This is a genomic window from Erythrobacter sp. (genome assembly GCF_038133525.1).
Classification (GTDB): Bacteria; Pseudomonadota; Alphaproteobacteria; order Sphingomonadales; family Sphingomonadaceae; genus Qipengyuania.
This window is the reverse complement of record NZ_JAYPTL010000002.1, coordinates 60454-77312: the sequence shown is the minus strand read 5'-3', so window position 1 is coordinate 77312 and position 16859 is coordinate 60454. Positions and strand designations below refer to the sequence as shown.

The window sequence follows — 16859 nt, the reverse complement described above, 5'->3', positions numbered from 1 at the left end:
CGACTGGCTGTTCCCTAGACCGGCTTCGCGCCGCTGCCGCGTCCGCCGCGTAGCGTATATTCCAGCGTGCCTTCATTGACGACGTAATCGACGTCGATCACCGCCGTATTGGCATAGGTGAAGCCCGGGCCGAGATGGCGATAGAGTTTGTCGAAGTCGCGCTCCACCGTCTGGCGATAGAGGTCGGCAAAGCTCTCGATCACGAAATAGGTCGGCTGCAAATCGCTGATCACATAGTCTGTGCGCATGACACGATCGACATTGAGCATGATACGATTGGGACTTTCCGCCTCGGTGGCATAAACCACTTCGGTCGGGCCCGAGAGGATCCCGGCACCATAGGCCTTGATGCCGTCCACTTCCTGAATCAGCCCGAATTCGACCGTGTACCAGTAGAGTGCGCCCAGCGCCTTCAGCCGGTTATAGCGCATCGCCTTCCATCCGGCGCGCCCGTATTCCTGCATGTAATCGGCATAGACCGGGTCGGTCAGCATTGGCACGTGGCCGAACACATCATGGAATACGTCGGGTTCCTGAATGTAGTCGAAGGTCTCACGCGTGCGGATGAAATTTCCCGCCGGGAAGCGCCGGTTTGCCAGGTGCCAGAAGAACACGTGATCGGGGATCAGCATCGGCACCGGGACCACTGTCCAGCCGGTCAAGGCATTCAGGTCTTCGCTGAGCTTGCCGAATTCGGGCACCCCGCCGCGATCGAGGTTGAGCTTTTCGAGGCCTCCCATGAACGCAGTGGCGGCGCGGCCGGGCAGGACCTGCATCTGGCGCGCGAACAGGTCGTTCCAGATCGCATCTTCGTCCGAAGAATAGACGGTCTGGGCCGGCTCCAGCCAATCTTCGCCGACGTGGGCCGGTTTCTTCAGCGGGGCGGTAAAAATTCCTGCCGGAAGCTCCGGCAGGCGGCTAAAGTCCTGTTCGGGTTCTGCGATCGTAGCCATATCGTTGCCGATGATACTACTTTTGCCGCCCGCATACAAATGCTTCGGGAGGTATGGGGTGAAGAAAGAGGAATACGAAGACGCGATCGAGCCGATGCAGGCCGAACTTGTCGGCATGGCGCGTTGGGCCAAGGCAACCGGCCAAAGGATCGTGGTGATCTTCGAGGGGCGCGACACGGCAGGGAAGGGCGGCGCAATCCAGGCCGTCCGCGAAGCGTTGAATCCGCGCCAGTGTCGCGTCGTTGCGCTGTCGAAACCGACCGAAGCTGAACAGACCCAATGGTATTTCCAGCGCTACATCCCCCACCTGCCGAGCGCGGGTGAGATCGTGTTGTTCGATCGCAGCTGGTACAACCGGGCAGGGGTGGAAAAGGTCATGGGCTATGCTGCCCCCGAGCAAGTCTCGGCTTTCCTTGCCCAGGCCCCGCTTTTCGAGAAGCAATTGGTCGAAGACGGCATCCTGCTGTTCAAATACTGGCTCGGCACCGACCAGACGGAACAGGAAGAACGCCTGCGCGAACGGCTGGAGGACCCGCTCAAGCGGTGGAAGCTTTCGCCGGTCGATCTGGCCGCGCGTGATAAATACGATGCCTATACCGAAGCGCGCGAGGTCATGCTGGCGGCAACCCACACCGATTGGGCGCCCTGGACGCTGGTCGATTTCAACGACCAGAAACGTGGCCGCCTGACGCTGGTCCGTGACCTGCTCGACCGTTTGCCCGATACAGCGGTCGAGCCAACGACAATAGATTTCCCGCCGCTGGCTCGTGAGCCGCAGGCCGAACATTATGGGGTTCTGCAACCGATTGCGAGCTACGTGCCAGAAGATCGGGACTGAGAGGCGGCGGTCAGACCTCTACTGCCGTTTCGCTCAACCAGCGTTCGGCTTCCTCCAGCGATCGGAAATAGCGGAACTTGTCGTTGCGTTCGGACACACGCTTGAGCTGCAATTCCTGAAGCATCGTGCCAACCGCGATAGCTCCACGACGCATGCCGTTGGCCAAGCACCAACGCATCAGAACCTCGCCGCTATCGACGCGCTCCTGCCCGATCACGTGGATGTCGACCAGGTCGACCAGCACGTCGAAGTATCCGCCTTCGGACCGCACGCGGTCGGCCGCGGTGGCAAAGTCCCGGTGGACCGCCTCGCGGTCGTGGTTGTAATCGTGCTTCAGGATAAGAATGACGCAGTGACGTGATGCGTCTGCCCGGACTTCGTACATTATTGGCTCCCGTGTTATCGAAGCACCTGCTTTGTCGCGGTGCGTTATATCCCCGTTCTAGATCAAGGACTTCGATTGCATCGGGATATCGGGAGTGCGTTAACTTATGGTTGGCGAACAGCGGAACGGTTGGTCCTAGCCAAGACTGGCCCGGGCCCTGACCACCTCGCGGCCATCGGATGCCAATGCTGCCAGCTCCAGTCCAGCACTTTCACGCCGGATCAGCAGGTTCAATTCTTCACCGGCAATGGCGGGGCTGATCGCACGAAAACCGAAGCTCTCGAGCCGGTTTTCGCCGAATTCGCTCGCTGCCAATTGCAGCAGGAGGCTCGCCATCAAGGGCCCGTGCACAACCAGGCCGCGATAGCGCTCGACGTCACGGGCATAGGGCTCGTCATAGTGAATGCGGTGGGTGTTGAAGGTCAGTGCCGAATAGCGAAACAACAGCCGAGAATCGGGGATCAGCTTCCGGTGCACATCCCATCCGGTCGGATCCACGCCGTTAGCGGCCGGCTGCGGAGGGCTCAGCGGCGCGTCCGGGCTGGCGGCATCGCGGTAGACGAGCGTCTGCCGTTCCCGCACGGTCAATACCCCGTCCGCGCTCGTTTCATGGTCCACCTCGACGAACACCAGCGACCCGGTCTTGCCGCTCTTTTCGTCGATCGCGGCAATGCGCGATCGGCGTTCGATGTTTGCGCCAAGGGTCAGCGGCGCAAGGAAGGTGACCTTGCTCGAGGCCCACATCCGGCGTGGCTGGGGTACCGGAGGGAAGAAGCTCGCCGCGCTCTCGTCCCGCGCCGGATGCCCATCTTCGCCCAAGGCGGTGGTCGGGGCGTCGGGCGTGCACAGGCAGAAATGGATCCCTTGGGGCATCGCACCGTCGTCGGGCACCTCGCGATCCAGCGTGGCGCACCAGCGCGCGGCGAGCGCAGCATCCAGCCTGTCCCGCGACGTGGTTTCGCGCCCCAGCCAGGCGGACCAGTTTCCCATCAGGCGGCGCGCTCGAACACGGCGGCCATGCCCTGCCCGCCGCCGATGCACATGGTTTCGAGGCCGTAGCGGACCCCGCGGCGGTGCATCTCATGCGCCATGTCGGCGAGGATACGGATTCCGGTGGCGCCGATCGGATGGCCAAGCGAGATGCCCGAACCGTTGACGTTGACGAGCTCGCGGCGGCTGTCGTCGTCCGAGAACCCCCAGCCCTTGAGCACGGCAAGCGCCTGCGGGGCAAAGGCTTCGTTGAGTTCGATCAGCTCGATGTCGTCCCAGCCCAGCCCGTTGCGGGCGAAGAGCCGGTTGACCGCCGGGACGGGCCCGATACCCATGCGGCTGGGATCGCAGCCCGCGGCGCTCCATGAATGGAACCACAGGATCGGCTCCAACCCAAGTTCTTCGACCTTGTCTTCGGCAACGACCAGGCAGGCCGCCGCGGCGTCATTCTGCTGGCTGGCGTTGCCTGCCGTCACAATGGCGTCAGGGTCGCGCTTGATGTCGATTGCGCGCAATGCGCCCAGCGTCTCCATGCTGGCGTCGGGGCGGAAGCCCTCATCCTTGGCGAAGACCACCGGATCGCCCTTGCGCGACGGGATCTCGACCGGAACCAGCTGTTCGTCGAACTTGCCCTCGGCCCAGGCGCGGGTCGCGTTCTGGTGGCTGCGGACCGCAAAGGCGTCGGCCTCTTCGCGGGTGATGCCATAGTCCTTAGCCAGGTTTTCGGCCGTCTCGATCATCCCGGTAATGACGCCAAAGCGCTCGATCGGCTGGCTCATTAGGCGCCCGCGCGTCAGCCGGTCCCACAACACCATGTCACCCAGGCGCGAACCCTGGCGAGCCGCCGTCGTATAATGCTCCGCGTTGGACATGCTTTCGACCCCGCCTGCCAGGACGCAGTCGGCAACGCCGGTCTGCACCATCATCGCCGCCGTTGCGACTGCCTGCAGGCCCGATCCGCAACGCCGGTCGAGCTGGAAGCCGGGGACCTCGATGGGGTAACCCGCGGCCAACCAGCTCCAGTGGCCGATCGCAGGTGCCTCGCCGCTGCCGTAGCCCTGGCTGAACACGACGTCGTCGACGCGTAACGGGTCGATTCCGCTGCGCTCGACCAGTGCCTTGATGATGATCGCGCCAAGCGGCCCCGCTTCGAGCGGTTGGAGACTGCCCAGGTAGCGACCGACCGGGGTGCGCAGGGGCTTGCAGATGGCGACTCGACGAAGTGACGTCATGGATCAGTTCCCAATCAACTAGAGGCGTCGGACAGGCGGGCAACGCCGCGATCGACGAGATCGCCGATCGTGCCCGAGGCGAGTCCGAGACGTTCGGCCAGGACTTCTTCGGTATGCTGCCCAAGATAGGGGGCCGGTGCGGGATTGCCCGCTTCGCGACCCGGAATGTTGGCGAAGCTACGCGTTGCCGGATATTCGAAACCGCTCGGGTTGGCAGGTGAGGGACCGAAGAGCGGGTTGTTCGCTACCAATTCGGGATCGTTGGCCGCTTCGTGCATCGTCCGATAACGCTCGAAAGTGGTTCCTTCGACGGCGAGCCGTGCGGACAGGTCCGCCCAGTCGAATTGTCCCGCTTGGTGCTGGAACAGGTCGAACAGTCGATGGCGATGCTCGAAACGTGGTCGGTCGCCATCGGCGAAGCGCACGCCCAGTTCCCGCTCGAGTTCAGCAATGGCGTCGCCCACACCCATGGCGGCGACCAGGCCGTCCCATTGCTTTGGCGTCAGTGCGGCGACCATGAAACGGACGCCGTCGCGGGTGCGGAAGTCCCGTCCGAAGGCGCCCCAGATGGCGTTACCCAACCGTTCGCGGTCGGTCCCGCGATAGAGCATCTCGGCCATCGCCCCGCTATTGGCCATGGTGCCGATGGCCACATCGCCCAACGGTACGCGCAGCTCGCTGCCTTCGCCCGTGGCGTCACGGTGGCGGATGCCGGCCAGCAGGGCAAAGGCGCAATAGGCGCCGGTAATGAAATCCCAGGCTGGTAGTGCCTGGTTGACGGGCGGTGCGGTTGCGGGATCCCAGTCCTCGGGTCCGCACATCAATGGGTAACCGCTGGCGGCGTTGACCGTGAAGTCCATCGCCTGCCTGCCGTCGTGCCAGCCCATGATGCGTATGCTGACGAGATCGGGGACACCGTCTGGCTGCCGGGCCGAAACGGCACTATGCGAAAGGAAACTCTTCTCCGGCAGGTTGGTGATCAAATTGCCGGTGCGGGCTGCCAGTTCGACCAGCAGTTCGCGCCCTTCCGCGCTGACCAGGTCCAGTGCGACCGATTTCTTGGCGCGGTTGAGGTTCTCCCAGCTCAGCGAACGGCCGCCACTGGTCAGCAGGTAGCGATCATAGTCGAGCCCGCCGGCCTTGTGGTCGACGCGGATCACCTCGGCACCCATCTGGGCGCAGTAGAGCCCGGCAGTAGGCGATGCGACGAAGCTCGAAGCTTCGATGATGCTCAGTCCCTTGAGAAGCCCGTACACCTCAGGCCTGCTCGGCGAATTCGCGCAGCATGTGCTTGGCGATCTGGAGCTGGAGGATCTGGGTAGTGCCTTCGTAGATGCGGTAGATGCGTGCATCGCGGAAGAAGCGTTCGGCATCGTATTCGGCAAGGTAGCCGGCGCCGCCATAGATCTGCACCACGCGGTCGACCACGCGGCCGCACATCTCGCTGGCGAAGACCTTGAAGGCGGCAGCCTTGCGCAGGATGTTCTCGCCGCGGTCCGCCCGTGCCGTGACATCGGCCATCATCGCCTCGGCGGCGTAGATTTCGGTGTCGCTTTCGGCGAGCATTTGCTGGATCAGCTGGAAGTTGGCGATCGGTTCGCCAAACGCCTTGCGCTCGTTCGCATAGCGCAGTGCACTGTCGAGTGCGCGGCGGGCGTAGCCGGTGGCGGCTGCGCCAACCGAAATGCGTCCGTTGTCGAGGCTCATCATGGCGAAGCGGAAACCCTTGCCGGTTTCCCCGCCTAGCAGCGCATCACCCGGAACGTGGACATCGTCGAGCATGATGTCCGAGATGTGGCTGCCCGATTGGCCCATCTTCTTGTCCGGGCTGCCGGTGGACACGCCAGGTGCGTTCATTGGTACGATGAAGGCGCTGACATGTGCGTTCTTGGGCAGGGCCTCTTTCTCAGTGCGCGCCATGATCAGGCCGACTTCGGCGAAGGGAGCGTTGGTGATGTAGCGCTTGGTCCCGTTGAGGATCCAGCCATTGCCGTTGGGATCAGGGCGTGCGGTGGTCGCCATGGCGGCGCTGTCGCTGCCCGAACCCGGCTCGGTCAGGCCGAAGCAGGCGATCGAACCGGCCGCGATCTTGGGCCACCATTCGGCCTTTTGCGCATCGGTTCCGCCATTCTTGATGGCCGAGTTGAACATCCCGACATTGATCGAGAAGATCGAGCGGAAGGCCGGTGCGGCATAGGCCATGCAGTGCACGACGCGGGCATATTGCGAAGTGTTGAGCCCGGCACCGCCATATTCCTCCGGCACGGTGAGACCGAACAGGCCCATTTCCTTCATCTCGGCGATGATGTCGTCGGGGATGCGATCATCCTCGATCACGTCCTTTTCCGCCGGGATCAGGCGTTCGCGAACATAGCGTTGCAGCTGTTCGATGAACTGATCGAAGATTTCGGGGTCCATCCCCGGATTTGGCGTGCTGGTCATTGTACGGCCTCTCCCTGAGCCGGATTTTCATTCGCCTCGCCAGATTCGGCAATCGCTTCGGGCGGCAGGCGTCTCTGCTCGAGCATTTCCGCCGCTTCGTCGAGCGCCTTGGCTTCGGTCGGCGAAACGGCTTCGACCTGCTCGTCGCTGTCGTCGGAACACCCCGCCAATGCGGGCAGGGCGGCAAGTGCCAGAGACAGGGCGAGTCGGCTCATCGAGCAGTGAATACCGCCGGACGGGGCCTTGCGCCAAGGACGCTACGGCACCCGGCCCGGCGGCATGCCTGGATCAGTTGGCGCTGTCTTCGGCCATGGCATCCATGGCAGCGGCAGCGGTGTCGGCGGCATTGTCGCCGGCTTCCTGGATCTGCTGCGCTTCGGCGGCTGAGGCTTCTTCACTCGCTTCGTCTTCGGCCATTGCGCCATCATCGGCTACCGCGGCGGCATCGACACCTTCGAGCGCGGCGTCGGCATCCACCTCTACGGTATCTGCTTCGGCTTCGGTCGAGGCATCCTGCGAACTGCCGCATGCGGCGAGCACGAGCGTGGCGGCGGCGGCGAGGGCGATACGGAACTTCATTAGGGTCTCTCCTGCGTAAGCTGGTTGGGCCCGACCGGCCCGTGGCCCGTCTAAAGCGTGTCTGGACCGCCGGGGGCAAGGGGAAAATGTCTCGCAGCCGGTTGCATGTCGCCGCGAGGGCCGCAATCAGGGCGCCATGCCCGACAGCATTCAAGTTCCCACCGACACCGCCCGGGCGAAGCTCAAGGCGGTGTTCGGTTTTACCGATTTCCGCGGCCGCCAGGCCGAAGTGGTTCGGCGAGTGCTTGCGGGGCAATCCACACTGGCAGTCATGCCGACCGGAGCGGGCAAGTCGCTGACCTACCAGCTACCGGCTGTGATGCTGGGGGGGACCTGCGTGGTGATCAGCCCGCTGATTGCGCTGATGCACGACCAGCTGCGTGCCGCGCGGGCCAACGGCATCCGTGCGGCTACGCTAACCAGCGCCGATGCGGATTGGCGCGAGACCCAGGACGCCTTCCGCCGTGGTGAGCTCGACCTGCTCTATGTGGCGCCAGAACGTGCCAGCCAGCCTGGTTTCCGGGAGTTCCTGGGTGCCGCCCCCTTGTGCCTCTTTGCGGTGGATGAGGCACATTGCGTGTCCGAATGGGGCCACGATTTCCGGCCCGACTATCGCTTGCTGCGTCCGCTGATGGATAGCTTCCCTCAGGTGCCACGACTGGCGCTCACCGCTACGGCCGACAGCCAGACGCGATCAGACGTGATGGGCCAGCTCGGTATTCCGGACGAAGGTCTGGTACTCGCAGGCTTCGATCGCCCCAATATCCGCTATTCGATCCGTCACCGCGACAACCCGATGCGGCAGTTGGCGAACCTGATGGCGGCCGAGCCGGGGCCAGGGATCGTCTACGCTCCGACGCGGCGAAAGGTGGAAGAGCTGGCGGAAAAGCTTGCTGCCACTACCGGCCGCCCGGTGCTGCCCTACCATGCTGGACTGGAGCCCGAGACTCGCGCAGCCAACCAGGCGAGCTTCGTTGCAAGCGAAGATACGGTGATGGTTGCGACGGTCGCCTTTGGCATGGGTATCGACAAGCCCGATGTGCGGTTCGTCGCGCATGTTGGCGTGCCCAAGTCGATCGAAGGCTATTACCAGGAAACCGGCCGCGCGGGGCGGGACGGTGACCCGGCCCAAGCCGTAATGTTCTGGGGTGCCGGGGATTTTGCCACCGCGCGCCAGCGATTGGGCGAGATTGACGAGGCGCGGCGCGGTGCCGAACGAGCTCGGCTCGATGCGCTCGCTGGGCTGGTCGAAACCGCCGAGTGCCGCCGCGCGATCTTGCTGCGCCATTTTGGGGAGGACCCGCATGCAGCCTGCGGCAATTGTGATAACTGCATCGAGCAACCGGCCGTTACCGACGTGACGGAGCTGGCGCGCAAGTTGCTCAGCGCCGTTTATCGCACCGGCCAGAGCTTCGGCATGGGCCATTTGCAGAAGGTCCTCATCGGGGTCGAGGACGAACGCGTGCGCCAGCGTGGCCATGATCGACTGAGCGTATTCGGGATAGTCGAAGCGGATGAGGCTCCGCTGCTCCAACCGCTCGCGCGGGCATTGCAGGCGCGAGGCGAGCTAGTCGCTACCGAACATGGCGGACTTGCGCTCGGCGGTGCGGCGCGAGCCATCCTAAAGGGCGAGAGCAATGTGCGGATCGTCGTCCCGCCCAAGCGTGAACGCAAGGGACGGCGCAATGCGGCGGCCAATCCGATCGGCGACCCCTTGTTCGATGCGCTGCGCGAATTGCGGCGCGAACTGGCGGTGGAGGGTCAGGTTCCGCCCTATGTCATCTTTCACGATGCGACTCTGCGCGAGATGACCGAGCGCCGCCCGGCCACATTGGCGGAACTGGGCCAGCTCCCCGGGGTCGGGGCGAGAAAGCTGGAGGCCTATGGCGAGGCCTTTCTGCGCGCCATCGCGCGTCATTGACTCCCATTGCAAACGATATAAATATGATATCAGATTTATATCGTGGGAGTGATTCGTTATGTCAGTTGAACTCAAGGGGATGAAGACCAGCCGGGAATATGCCGGCTCCAGCTTCAGCGGCTATCTGATGCTGCTTGTGCTTCTCCTCCTCATCGTGCTGGTGGTGTGGGACTTCACCTCGAACCTTCCGCCTTCCGGGGCTACCAAGTTCGACAAGCTGCTGTTCCTGGGCCTCCTGATGGGGCCCCTCCTCGCGTCCATCTTCGTCGCGGCCGGTTTCTTCATGATCCAGCCCAACCAGGCCACGGTGCTGACCCTGTTTGGCGAATATAAGGGTACCGAGCGGACCGAAGGCCTGCGCTGGGTCTGGCCGTGGATCGGGCGCAAGAAGATTTCGGCCCGTGCGCACAACATCCACTCGGAACGGGTCAAGATCAACGACAAGCGCGGCAACCCGATCGAGATCGCCTGCAACGTGGTTTGGCGCGTCGCCGATACCGCACAGGCAAGTTTCGATGTCGATGATTACAAGCAGTTCGTGAACATCCAGATCGAAGCGGGGCTGCGCACGGTGGGTTCGCGCCATCCCTATGACGACTTCGAAAATGAGGAAGTCACGCTGCGCGGCAGCGGCGATGTGGTCAATCACGAGCTTCTGGTCGAGTTGAATGACCGTCTCAAGGTGGCGGGCATCCTGGTTGACGAGGCCGGCCTGACCCACCTTGCCTATGCACCGGAGATCGCCGGGGCGATGCTTCGCCGCCAGCAGGCCGATGCGGTGATCGCCGCCAGGCAGAAGGTCGTGATCGGTGCAGTCGGCATGGTCGAGGATGCGCTCGCCAAGCTGGCCAATGATGGGATTGTCGACCTCGATGACGAGCGCAAGGCGGCCATGGTCTCGAACCTGATGGTCGTGCTTTGCGGCGATCGCGAGGCAAGCCCGGTGGTCAACGCCGGTTCGCTATATTGACCCACACGTAACGGGTCCGACGCAATGCAGAAGAAAGCCTTCGCCCTCCGTCTCGATCCTGCGGTTCACGCCGCGGTCGAACGGTTGGCGGCGGACGAATTGCGAAGCGCCAATGCCCAGATCGAGATCCTGCTGCGCGAGGCGTTGGCCAGGCGCGGAATTGAAATTCCTGCAAGCAGGCCCGCCAAGCGTGGCCGACCGCCGAAGGAGAGCTGAAATGAGCGAGGATGACGACGCCTGGTTCGCACCAAAGAAATATGGCTATGGTGCTGGCCTGCCGATCGCGCGGGAAGGCTGGGCCGTGTTGTCGGGATACCTGCTGGTCCTTGGTCTTTGCGGCTTGCTGGTAGGATGGGATGCCGCGATCGGCGGAGCCACGGCCTTCGCGATCTTTCTTGCTGCCACGATTGCCCTGATTGCAATTTCGGCACGCAAGATCCGGGGTGGCTGGCGGTGGCGCTGGGGCGACGAGGAATGACGCCAGCATACTCAGCGCGACGCCTGCAAGGTCGGACGATCGGTGCTCTCGCGATCTTGGCGGTCATATCGATTCCAATCGCCGCACCGCATGCACAAAGCGCGCGTGAGGCAAGCTTCACGGTGCTCGAAAGCGGTCGTGGCTATGTTTCCCTCCAGAATGCAGTCGATGCGATCGGCGATGGCCGCGGCACCATCGAGATCGCCGAGGGCAATTGGCGCAGTTGCGCGGTCCAGCGCGGGGGTTTCATTACCTATCGCGCAGCGGTACCGGGCAAAGCACTGCTTGGTGGCGTGGCCTGCGAAGGGAAGGCCTCATTGGTGCTGCGCGGCCGTGGCGCGAGGGTCGAAGGTCTCGTCTTTGCCGATATCACGGTGCGCGATGGCAACGGTGCCGGTATTCGGCTGGAAAAAGGCCCGCTGACGGTAATCCAGAGCTGGTTTCGCGACAGCCAGCAGGGGATCATGACCGCCAACGGCGTCGATAGCGAACTAATTGTCGACAAATCTACCTTCACCCGGCTCGGCACCTGCGAGAATTCGGGCGGGTGCGCCCATTCGATCTACGTCGGCGACTATGGCAGCGCCAGGGTGACGCGTAGCCGTTTCGAACAGGGAACCGGGGGGCATTACCTCAAGTCCCGCGCGGCGCGCACAGTGGTCGAGGATTGCAGCTTCGACGACGCCAACGGGCACGGCACCAATTACATGATCGACTTGCCCAATGGGGCAGCGGGCGCGATCCGCGGCAACTGGTTCGTCCAAGGGGCGGACAAGGAAAACTGGTCGGCCTTTATCGCCATCGGGGCGGAAGGTGCGCGCCACAGCGCTGACGGGCTGGTGATCGAGCGGAACGATGCACGTCTCGCCCCGGGCCTGCACCGCACGCCGGCATTCGTCGCCGACTGGACCGGTGATCGCCTCGTGCTCCGCGACAATACCTTGGGCCCGGGCCTCAAGCGCTATGAGCGGCGCTAGCCGAAGCCCTTGGCATAGCTGACGATGCCCCTCGGCGCGGGGCCTGCCAGAACCAATCGCTGAAAGTATTCCGGCGGCGGGCCGGGATAGGTCAGTGCGGGATCGTGAACGAATCCGAAGCGGCTGTAATAGTCGGGACTGCCGAGCAGGACGATGCCTGCTGCCCCCTTATGCTGCAGGTCACCGATACCGCGAAGGATCAATGCCGATCCGATGCCCTGCCCCTGCAATTCCGGCCATACGCTAACCGGCCCCAAGCCGAACCAATGCTTGGCCCCATCGGAAATGGTCACGGGAGAGAAGGCGATGTGGCCGACTATCCGATCGGCCTCCACTGCCACCAGGGAGAGGGACAAATCCCCATTGCTGCGCAGGCGATCGACAAGGTGCTGCTCGTCGCCCTCGCTGAAGGCCATGTTGCGAAAGGCGGCTTCGGTCAATGCATGAATGGTCGCTTCATCGCCCACCCGTTCGGGCCGAATGGCGATGGTGCTCAAGGCAGCAAGTGCCCCGCACGGTCGCGCTTGGTGGCGAGATAGCGGGCATTATGCGGGTTGTCGGGAAGGGCGTGGGGGACGCGCTCGGCCACGGTTACGCCCTCATCTTCGAGCGCGGCGACCTTGGCCGGGTTGTTGGTCATCAACCGGATCGCGCGAACGCCGAGCAATTCGAGCATGCGTGCCGCAATGGGAAAATCGCGCGCTTCGTCGGGCAGGCCCAGCCGGGTGTTGGCGTCGACCGTGTCGAAGCCCTGATCCTGCAGGCGATAGGCCCTGAGCTTGTTGACCAGGCCGATCCCGCGCCCTTCCTGCCTCAGGTAGAGCAGGACTCCCCAACCGCCTTTATCCGCTTCCGCGGCCATTGCGTGGAGAGCTGCGTCGAGCTGCGGCCCGCAATCGCATTTGAGGCTGCCAAGGATATCGCCGGTGAGGCATTCGGAGTGTAGCCGGACCAGCGGTGGACGTTCAGCGCTCTGCTGGCCGATCACCAGTGCGACATGCTCGCGCGTGTCGTCGGGGCTGCGAAAGGCGACGATGCGGGCGCCCTCTGCTGCCACCACTGGCAATTTCGCTCGCGTGGCGATCTGCAGCCGTGTGGCATCGGCATAGGCCGCGACGTCGTTTGCCTCGAGCTCAACCGGTTCTGCCGCACCGCGTGGATCGACCAGGAAGGCGGGGAGGATTCCCGCCATGCGCGCCAGTTCAAGCGCTGCACGCGCCTGTTCTTCCCACGCGAGCGGCAGGGCCTTGAACGGGCCTTTGAGCGGGTTTTCCATGTCTAGCGCGGGGTCTGCCACCGCCAGCGCATGCGGCAGGTCGAAGGGCTCGGCCGCGCGCATCAGCACCGGCTGGCGCGGTACGGCCGCCTCGATCTGGTTGGCCAGTTTCAGTGTCGCGGCACGGCTTGCCGACAGGAGCATTGCGCCCCCGCTCAGTTCACCGAAGGCCGTTTCCACCGGTTGGAGCAGCGGCGCCCCTGCGATTGCCAGCGGCCATCCGTGGCGCAGCGCATCGACCGCCTGCGCCGCCCGCCGGGCGGGCGAGTAAGAGGGCTTGGCCTCGCTCAGAGGGTGAACTCCGTCACCAGCGGCACGTGGTCCGATGGCTTCTCCCAGTCGCGCGCATATTCGTGGACCGAGTGGCCGGTTGTCTGCTTCGACAGTTCGGGGCTTGCCCACATATGGTCGAGCCGGCGGCCGCGATCATTCGCCTTCCAGTCCTTCGCGCGATAGCTCCACCAGCTGTAGTAGCGTTCGGGCGCCTTGATGTGTTCGCGCCCGATGTCAGACCAGCCATGCGCGTCCATGAAACGTTGCAGCGTTTCGACCTCGAGCGGGGTGTGGCTGACCACCTTGAGCAGCGCCTTGTGGTCCCACACATCGCTTTCGAGCGGTGCAATGTTGAAGTCGCCGACGATGAGCGTCGGGCGATCGATCGTTTCGGCCCAGCGGGTCATGCGATCGAGGAAATCGAGTTTCTGCCCGAACTTGGGATTGATCGTGCGATCGGGTTCATCGCCGCCAGCGGGGACATAGACGTTCTCGACCACCATGCCCTGCATGGCCGGGCTGGTCAGTTCGACGCCAACGTGGCGCGCCTCGCCATTATCCTGCCAGTCGTGGCGCGAGAACTCCTTGAAAGGCACTTTCCCCACGGTCGCGACCCCGTGATAGCCCTTCTGCCCATGCACGGCGAAATGCTCGTATCCGAGCGCGCGAAAGGCTTCGTATGGGAATTGCTCTTCTTGGCATTTGATCTCCTGCAGGCACAGGATGTCAGGAGCTTGCTCCTGCAAGAAGCGGGCGACGATCGGCATCCGCAGGCGGACCGAGTTGATGTTCCAGGTTGCGACAGTGACCATGGCGCGGGGGTTAGGCGAGCGTTAGGCCCGCCGCAAGCGTCACATTTTCGTATTATGTCGCTTCGATATAGGGCAGCTAGTCCGCACCAGAGGGAGAGTCTCAATGCCGCTTCGCACTATCCGCCTTGCCACTTGTGCCGCCGTTCTGGCGCTGGGGGTGTGCACGCCCACGCTGGCGCAGCAGGCGCCAGTCGAGGCAGGCGATGCTGCGGCCCCGCGTGCCAAGAACGTGATCCTGTTCATCGGTGACGGGATGGGTGTTTCTACCGTTACGGCAGCGCGGATTTATGCCGGGCAGAAGCTGGGACAGACGGGTGAGGAATATGTCTTGCCGTTCGAGACCTTCGAACACCTCGCCCTGATCAAGACCTACAACACCAACGCCCAGGTGCCGGATAGCGCAGGCACGGCGTCTGCCATGCACACCGGGCGCAAGACCAAGATCGGCATGCTCGGCTATGGTCCCGAGACGCATAATGGGGACTGCCGTTCCGGCGCGGGGCATGAGCTTCCGCTGCTGGGCGAGGAGGTCAAGCAGCGGGGCCTGGCGCTGGGCATCGTGAGTACGGCGCGAATCACCCACGCAACCCCTGCCTCGGTATATTCGCGCAGCGTCGATCGTGACTGGGAGGCCGACAGTGCGGTGCCCGAAGCGCAGCGTGGGCTCGGTTGTGCTGACATTGCGGCGCAGCTGGTCAGCAAGCCCTTCGACGTCGCGCTGGGCGGTGGGCGTGCGGCGTTCTTCGGTGCGGCGGGCAAGGGGCAGCGCCTCGATGCGTCGGCCGATCTTCCCGGCAGCTGGTCTGCGGCCACCGGCGGAACCTATGTCGAAAGCGCTGCCGCACTCAACGACGCACCGATGGACAAGCCGGTGCTGGGCCTCTTTTCACCCAGCCACATGACCTACATGGTCGATCGCAAGCCCGACAGCAGTGAGCCGACGCTAACCGACATGACCGCGGCGGCGATTTCCCGCCTGCGCCAGGATCCCGATGGATTCTACCTGATGGTCGAAGGTGGCAAGATCGACCATGGGCACCATGCCGGACAGGCCGGCTATGCGCTGGAGGAAGCCGTCGAGTTCGCCCGGGCGGTGCAATATGCTATCGACCATACCGATCCTGCGGAAACCCTGATCATGGTCACGGCCGATCACAGCCACGTCTTCACAATCGCGGGCTATCCGCAGCGCGGCAATCCAATCCTGGGCCTGGTCGTTTCGCCCAGGGAAGACGGCGAGCCCGGCACCGAGCCTGTGCTGGCCGCCGACGGCAAGCCCTACACCACGCTGGGCTATGCCAATGGCCCCGGGGCTGTGCAGGGCGAACGCCCGATTCCCGAAACCGGGATTGCCGCGCACCAGCAGTCGCTGCTGCCGATGGGATCGGAGACGCATGGCGGTGAAGATGTCCCCCTTTACGCCAGCGGCCCGGGTGCCGAGCGGGTGCGCGGCGTGATGGAACAGAACCTGATTTACACCGTGATCCGCAAGGCGCTCGGTTGGTCGGACGAATGACCAATCAAAAAACCCTCGTGCCGGGGGCAATGGCACGAGGGTTCCTTGCTAGCGTTCGTCACGCTTGGAACGAGATGAACCAGTGCGAGCGGATCAACAGGGGGGAAACCCGTCTCGCGTCGTCTCGTTACGAAAAATTATCCCTGTCCTGCTTGCTGTGCAATGAACAACCGCCAGCGGGATATCGCAATTATCCAACCGGCCACGGTTGAAGCGTTCACCCCGGTCGACGGGACGTGCGGCGCGGATCGCGGAAGGTGAATGCGCTGTCCGATACAGCCACACCATAGCGCTGGTTGCGCAGGCGCACGGTGGTGCGATTGTTCTGCGAATCGAGGGCAACCCAATGGGTCAGCTGCAGCCCGCCGGGCGCACTGGCGCTCCGCGCGAAGATCAATGTGATCACCCCATATTCGGGATGCTTGGTATCGCGCACCTCGATGCTGATAACGTCGGGGTGACCCGTCGGCAGCAGCTTGCCGTATTTCTTCACGTCACGGCTGGGGTCGAGCAGGGCGCCGAGCGGCGAGCTGCTGATTGGCCAGCGCTGAACCTGCTTCACTTCGTAATCGACGAGATACATCGACTTGCCGTTGGAGACGATCAGCAGCGGCACGCCTTTGGCATATTCGAAGCGAATCTTGCCGGGGCGCTTCAGCGTCATAACCCCCGCGACGGCCTGCCCGTTGCGATCGGTCTGCACGAAATCGGCCTTCATGGTCGAAATGCTGCGCAGCGCGGCAACAGCCTTGTCGAGATCGCCTTCGGCGGCCTCCGCCGGCTGGGTCGCGACGATGGCGGAAACGGGCAGCGCCGCAGCCAGCGATAGAGCTAGCGCGGCGCGCAATGGGTGTTTGGTTTTGAAAGACAAGTTGCTCATGCTCCTTGATTGGTGTCGGAGCATTGAACCATCACTGAACCCGGCCTGTTCCCACGTTTCAGCATCTGGCCGCCTTACTTGATCTTGGCTTCCTTGAACTCGACGTGCTTGCGCGCAATCGGGTCGTACTTCTTGAAGGTGAACTTCTCGGTGTGATTCCGGGGGTTCTTCTTCGTCACGTAGTAAAAGCCCGTGTCGGCGGTCGAGACGAGCTTGATCTTGACGGTTGCGGGCTTCGCCATGGCGTGTTCCTAAAGATCCTGTGAGGCCCGGTTCGGGGCCGAAAAAATAAGGGCGGCGCGCGTCGCACCGCCGTTCCGGCGCGCCCATTGGGTGA

Annotated in this window: 20 protein-coding genes; 7 read left to right on the top strand and 13 right to left on the bottom strand. The window is 63.6% G+C overall.

The annotated features are described in order from the left end of the window. Positions 1-14: 14 nt before the first annotated feature. Positions 15-953, bottom strand: a complete 939-nt coding sequence (gene phhA / locus AAFM29_RS01095) for a phenylalanine 4-monooxygenase (RefSeq protein ID WP_341710970.1) — start codon at positions 951-953, stop codon at positions 15-17. Positions 954-963: 10 nt separating this feature from the next. Here phhA and ppk2 point away from each other — a divergent pair, with 10 nt between their 5' ends. After that, on the top strand, positions 964-1791 hold the full coding sequence (gene ppk2 / locus AAFM29_RS01090; RefSeq protein WP_341710969.1) for a polyphosphate kinase 2: 828 nt from the start codon (positions 964-966) through the stop codon (positions 1789-1791). Between the two features lie 10 nt (positions 1792-1801). Here ppk2 and AAFM29_RS01085 read toward each other — a convergent pair whose 3' ends face one another. The 7 genes from AAFM29_RS01085 to AAFM29_RS01055 all read right to left on the bottom strand — a co-directional run bounded on the left by AAFM29_RS01085 (position 1802) and on the right by AAFM29_RS01055 (position 7419). Continuing rightward, a complete protein-coding gene (locus tag AAFM29_RS01085) occupies positions 1802-2176 on the bottom strand; it encodes a hypothetical protein (protein ID WP_341710968.1) in 375 nt (124 codons plus the stop codon). A 135-nt stretch (positions 2177-2311) separates the two neighbouring features. After that, positions 2312-3166: a MaoC family dehydratase N-terminal domain-containing protein gene (locus tag AAFM29_RS01080; protein WP_341710967.1), complete on the bottom strand. Its 855-nt coding sequence runs from the start codon at positions 3164-3166 to the stop codon at positions 2312-2314. Next, positions 3166-4398, bottom strand: coding sequence for an acetyl-CoA C-acetyltransferase (locus AAFM29_RS01075; protein WP_341710966.1), 1233 nt, complete (start codon positions 4396-4398; stop codon positions 3166-3168). Before AAFM29_RS01075 ends, AAFM29_RS01080 begins: the two co-directional genes overlap by 1 nt. A 14-nt stretch (positions 4399-4412) precedes the next feature. Beyond that, entirely contained in the window at positions 4413-5654 is a 1242-nt protein-coding gene (locus AAFM29_RS01070; protein WP_341710965.1) for a CoA transferase, read from the bottom strand. A 1-nt stretch (position 5655) separates the two neighbouring features. Then, on the bottom strand, positions 5656-6840 hold the full coding sequence (locus tag AAFM29_RS01065) for an acyl-CoA dehydrogenase family protein (protein WP_341710964.1): 1185 nt from the start codon (positions 6838-6840) through the stop codon (positions 5656-5658). Further along, the gene (locus AAFM29_RS01060) at positions 6837-7055 is read right to left on the bottom strand and encodes a hypothetical protein (RefSeq protein WP_341710963.1); all 219 of its coding nucleotides are present in this window, start codon (positions 7053-7055) and stop codon (positions 6837-6839) included. Before AAFM29_RS01060 ends, AAFM29_RS01065 begins: the two co-directional genes overlap by 4 nt. Positions 7056-7128: 73 nt before the next feature. Continuing rightward, a complete protein-coding gene (locus AAFM29_RS01055) occupies positions 7129-7419 on the bottom strand; it encodes a hypothetical protein (RefSeq protein ID WP_341710962.1) in 291 nt (96 codons plus the stop codon). A 136-nt stretch (positions 7420-7555) separates the two neighbouring features. Between AAFM29_RS01055 and recQ the strand changes: the two genes are divergently transcribed. The 5 genes from recQ to AAFM29_RS01030 are packed head-to-tail and all read left to right on the top strand — an operon-like array spanning position 7556 to position 11765. Beyond that, positions 7556-9340 (top strand): DNA helicase RecQ, encoded by a 1785-nt coding sequence (recQ, locus tag AAFM29_RS01050; protein WP_341710961.1) that lies wholly within the window; start codon positions 7556-7558, stop codon positions 9338-9340. A 58-nt stretch (positions 9341-9398) separates the two neighbouring features. Continuing rightward, positions 9399-10310 (top strand): SPFH domain-containing protein, encoded by a 912-nt coding sequence (locus tag AAFM29_RS01045; RefSeq protein WP_173213028.1) that lies wholly within the window; start codon positions 9399-9401, stop codon positions 10308-10310. A 24-nt stretch (positions 10311-10334) separates the two neighbouring features. Then, on the top strand, positions 10335-10526 hold the full coding sequence (locus tag AAFM29_RS01040) for a toxin-antitoxin system HicB family antitoxin (protein WP_341710960.1): 192 nt from the start codon (positions 10335-10337) through the stop codon (positions 10524-10526). A 1-nt stretch (position 10527) separates the two neighbouring features. Further along, complete coding sequence (locus tag AAFM29_RS01035) at positions 10528-10788, top strand: hypothetical protein (protein WP_341710959.1); 261 nt, start codon at positions 10528-10530, stop codon at positions 10786-10788. After that, positions 10785-11765, top strand: a complete 981-nt coding sequence (locus tag AAFM29_RS01030; RefSeq protein ID WP_341710958.1) for a right-handed parallel beta-helix repeat-containing protein — start codon at positions 10785-10787, stop codon at positions 11763-11765. Before AAFM29_RS01035 ends, AAFM29_RS01030 begins: the two co-directional genes overlap by 4 nt. Here AAFM29_RS01030 and AAFM29_RS01025 read toward each other — a convergent pair. Genes AAFM29_RS01025 through xth form a run of 3 tightly spaced genes read right to left on the bottom strand, consistent with a single transcriptional unit; the run spans position 11762 to position 14126 of the window. Then, entirely contained in the window at positions 11762-12262 is a 501-nt protein-coding gene (locus AAFM29_RS01025; protein WP_341710957.1) for an N-acetyltransferase, read from the bottom strand. The two genes, AAFM29_RS01030 and AAFM29_RS01025, sit on opposite strands and share 4 nt — an antisense overlap. After that, positions 12259-13380, bottom strand: coding sequence for a GTP cyclohydrolase II (gene ribA, locus AAFM29_RS01020; RefSeq protein ID WP_371830698.1), 1122 nt, complete (start codon positions 13378-13380; stop codon positions 12259-12261). The genes AAFM29_RS01025 and ribA overlap by 4 nt, the downstream gene beginning before the upstream one ends. Continuing rightward, positions 13329-14126 (bottom strand): exodeoxyribonuclease III, encoded by a 798-nt coding sequence (gene xth, locus AAFM29_RS01015; protein WP_341710955.1) that lies wholly within the window; start codon positions 14124-14126, stop codon positions 13329-13331. The genes ribA and xth overlap by 52 nt, the downstream gene beginning before the upstream one ends. 103 nt (positions 14127-14229) lie before the next feature. On the opposite strand from xth, the gene AAFM29_RS01010 reads away from it, so the two are divergent. After that, positions 14230-15642: an alkaline phosphatase gene (locus AAFM29_RS01010; RefSeq protein WP_341710954.1), complete on the top strand. Its 1413-nt coding sequence runs from the start codon at positions 14230-14232 to the stop codon at positions 15640-15642. Positions 15643-15859: 217 nt separating this feature from the next. On the opposite strand, the gene AAFM29_RS01005 is transcribed toward AAFM29_RS01010, so the two are convergent. Further along, complete coding sequence (locus AAFM29_RS01005; RefSeq protein WP_341710953.1) at positions 15860-16522, bottom strand: outer membrane lipoprotein carrier protein LolA; 663 nt, start codon at positions 16520-16522, stop codon at positions 15860-15862. A 74-nt stretch (positions 16523-16596) separates the two neighbouring features. Continuing rightward, a complete protein-coding gene (gene rpmG / locus AAFM29_RS01000) occupies positions 16597-16764 on the bottom strand; it encodes a 50S ribosomal protein L33 (protein ID WP_173213016.1) in 168 nt (55 codons plus the stop codon). Between the last annotated feature and the right edge of the window lie 95 nt (positions 16765-16859).

Coding starts and splice junctions, on each gene's coding strand:
- phhA (WP_341710970.1), bottom strand. CDS start 953: ATGGCTACGATCGCAGAACCCGAACAGGACTTTAGCCGCCTGCCGGAG.
- recQ (WP_341710961.1), top strand. CDS start 7,556: ATGCCCGACAGCATTCAAGTTCCCACCGACACCGCCCGGGCGAAGCTC.
- AAFM29_RS01030 (WP_341710958.1), top strand. CDS start 10,785: ATGACGCCAGCATACTCAGCGCGACGCCTGCAAGGTCGGACGATCGGT.
- AAFM29_RS01085 (WP_341710968.1), bottom strand. CDS start 2,176: ATGTACGAAGTCCGGGCAGACGCATCACGTCACTGCGTCATTCTTATC.
- AAFM29_RS01075 (WP_341710966.1), bottom strand. CDS start 4,398: ATGACGTCACTTCGTCGAGTCGCCATCTGCAAGCCCCTGCGCACCCCG.
- rpmG (WP_173213016.1), bottom strand. CDS start 16,764: ATGGCGAAGCCCGCAACCGTCAAGATCAAGCTCGTCTCGACCGCCGAC.
- AAFM29_RS01010 (WP_341710954.1), top strand. CDS start 14,230: ATGCCGCTTCGCACTATCCGCCTTGCCACTTGTGCCGCCGTTCTGGCG.
- ppk2 (WP_341710969.1), top strand. CDS start 964: ATGATACTACTTTTGCCGCCCGCATACAAATGCTTCGGGAGGTATGGG.
- xth (WP_341710955.1), bottom strand. CDS start 14,126: ATGGTCACTGTCGCAACCTGGAACATCAACTCGGTCCGCCTGCGGATG.
- AAFM29_RS01065 (WP_341710964.1), bottom strand. CDS start 6,840: ATGACCAGCACGCCAAATCCGGGGATGGACCCCGAAATCTTCGATCAG.
- AAFM29_RS01060 (WP_341710963.1), bottom strand. CDS start 7,055: ATGAGCCGACTCGCCCTGTCTCTGGCACTTGCCGCCCTGCCCGCATTG.
- AAFM29_RS01005 (WP_341710953.1), bottom strand. CDS start 16,522: ATGAGCAACTTGTCTTTCAAAACCAAACACCCATTGCGCGCCGCGCTA.
- AAFM29_RS01055 (WP_341710962.1), bottom strand. CDS start 7,419: ATGAAGTTCCGTATCGCCCTCGCCGCCGCCGCCACGCTCGTGCTCGCC.
- AAFM29_RS01035 (WP_341710959.1), top strand. CDS start 10,528: ATGAGCGAGGATGACGACGCCTGGTTCGCACCAAAGAAATATGGCTAT.
- AAFM29_RS01040 (WP_341710960.1), top strand. CDS start 10,335: ATGCAGAAGAAAGCCTTCGCCCTCCGTCTCGATCCTGCGGTTCACGCC.
- AAFM29_RS01080 (WP_341710967.1), bottom strand. CDS start 3,166: ATGGGAAACTGGTCCGCCTGGCTGGGGCGCGAAACCACGTCGCGGGAC.
- AAFM29_RS01045 (WP_173213028.1), top strand. CDS start 9,399: ATGTCAGTTGAACTCAAGGGGATGAAGACCAGCCGGGAATATGCCGGC.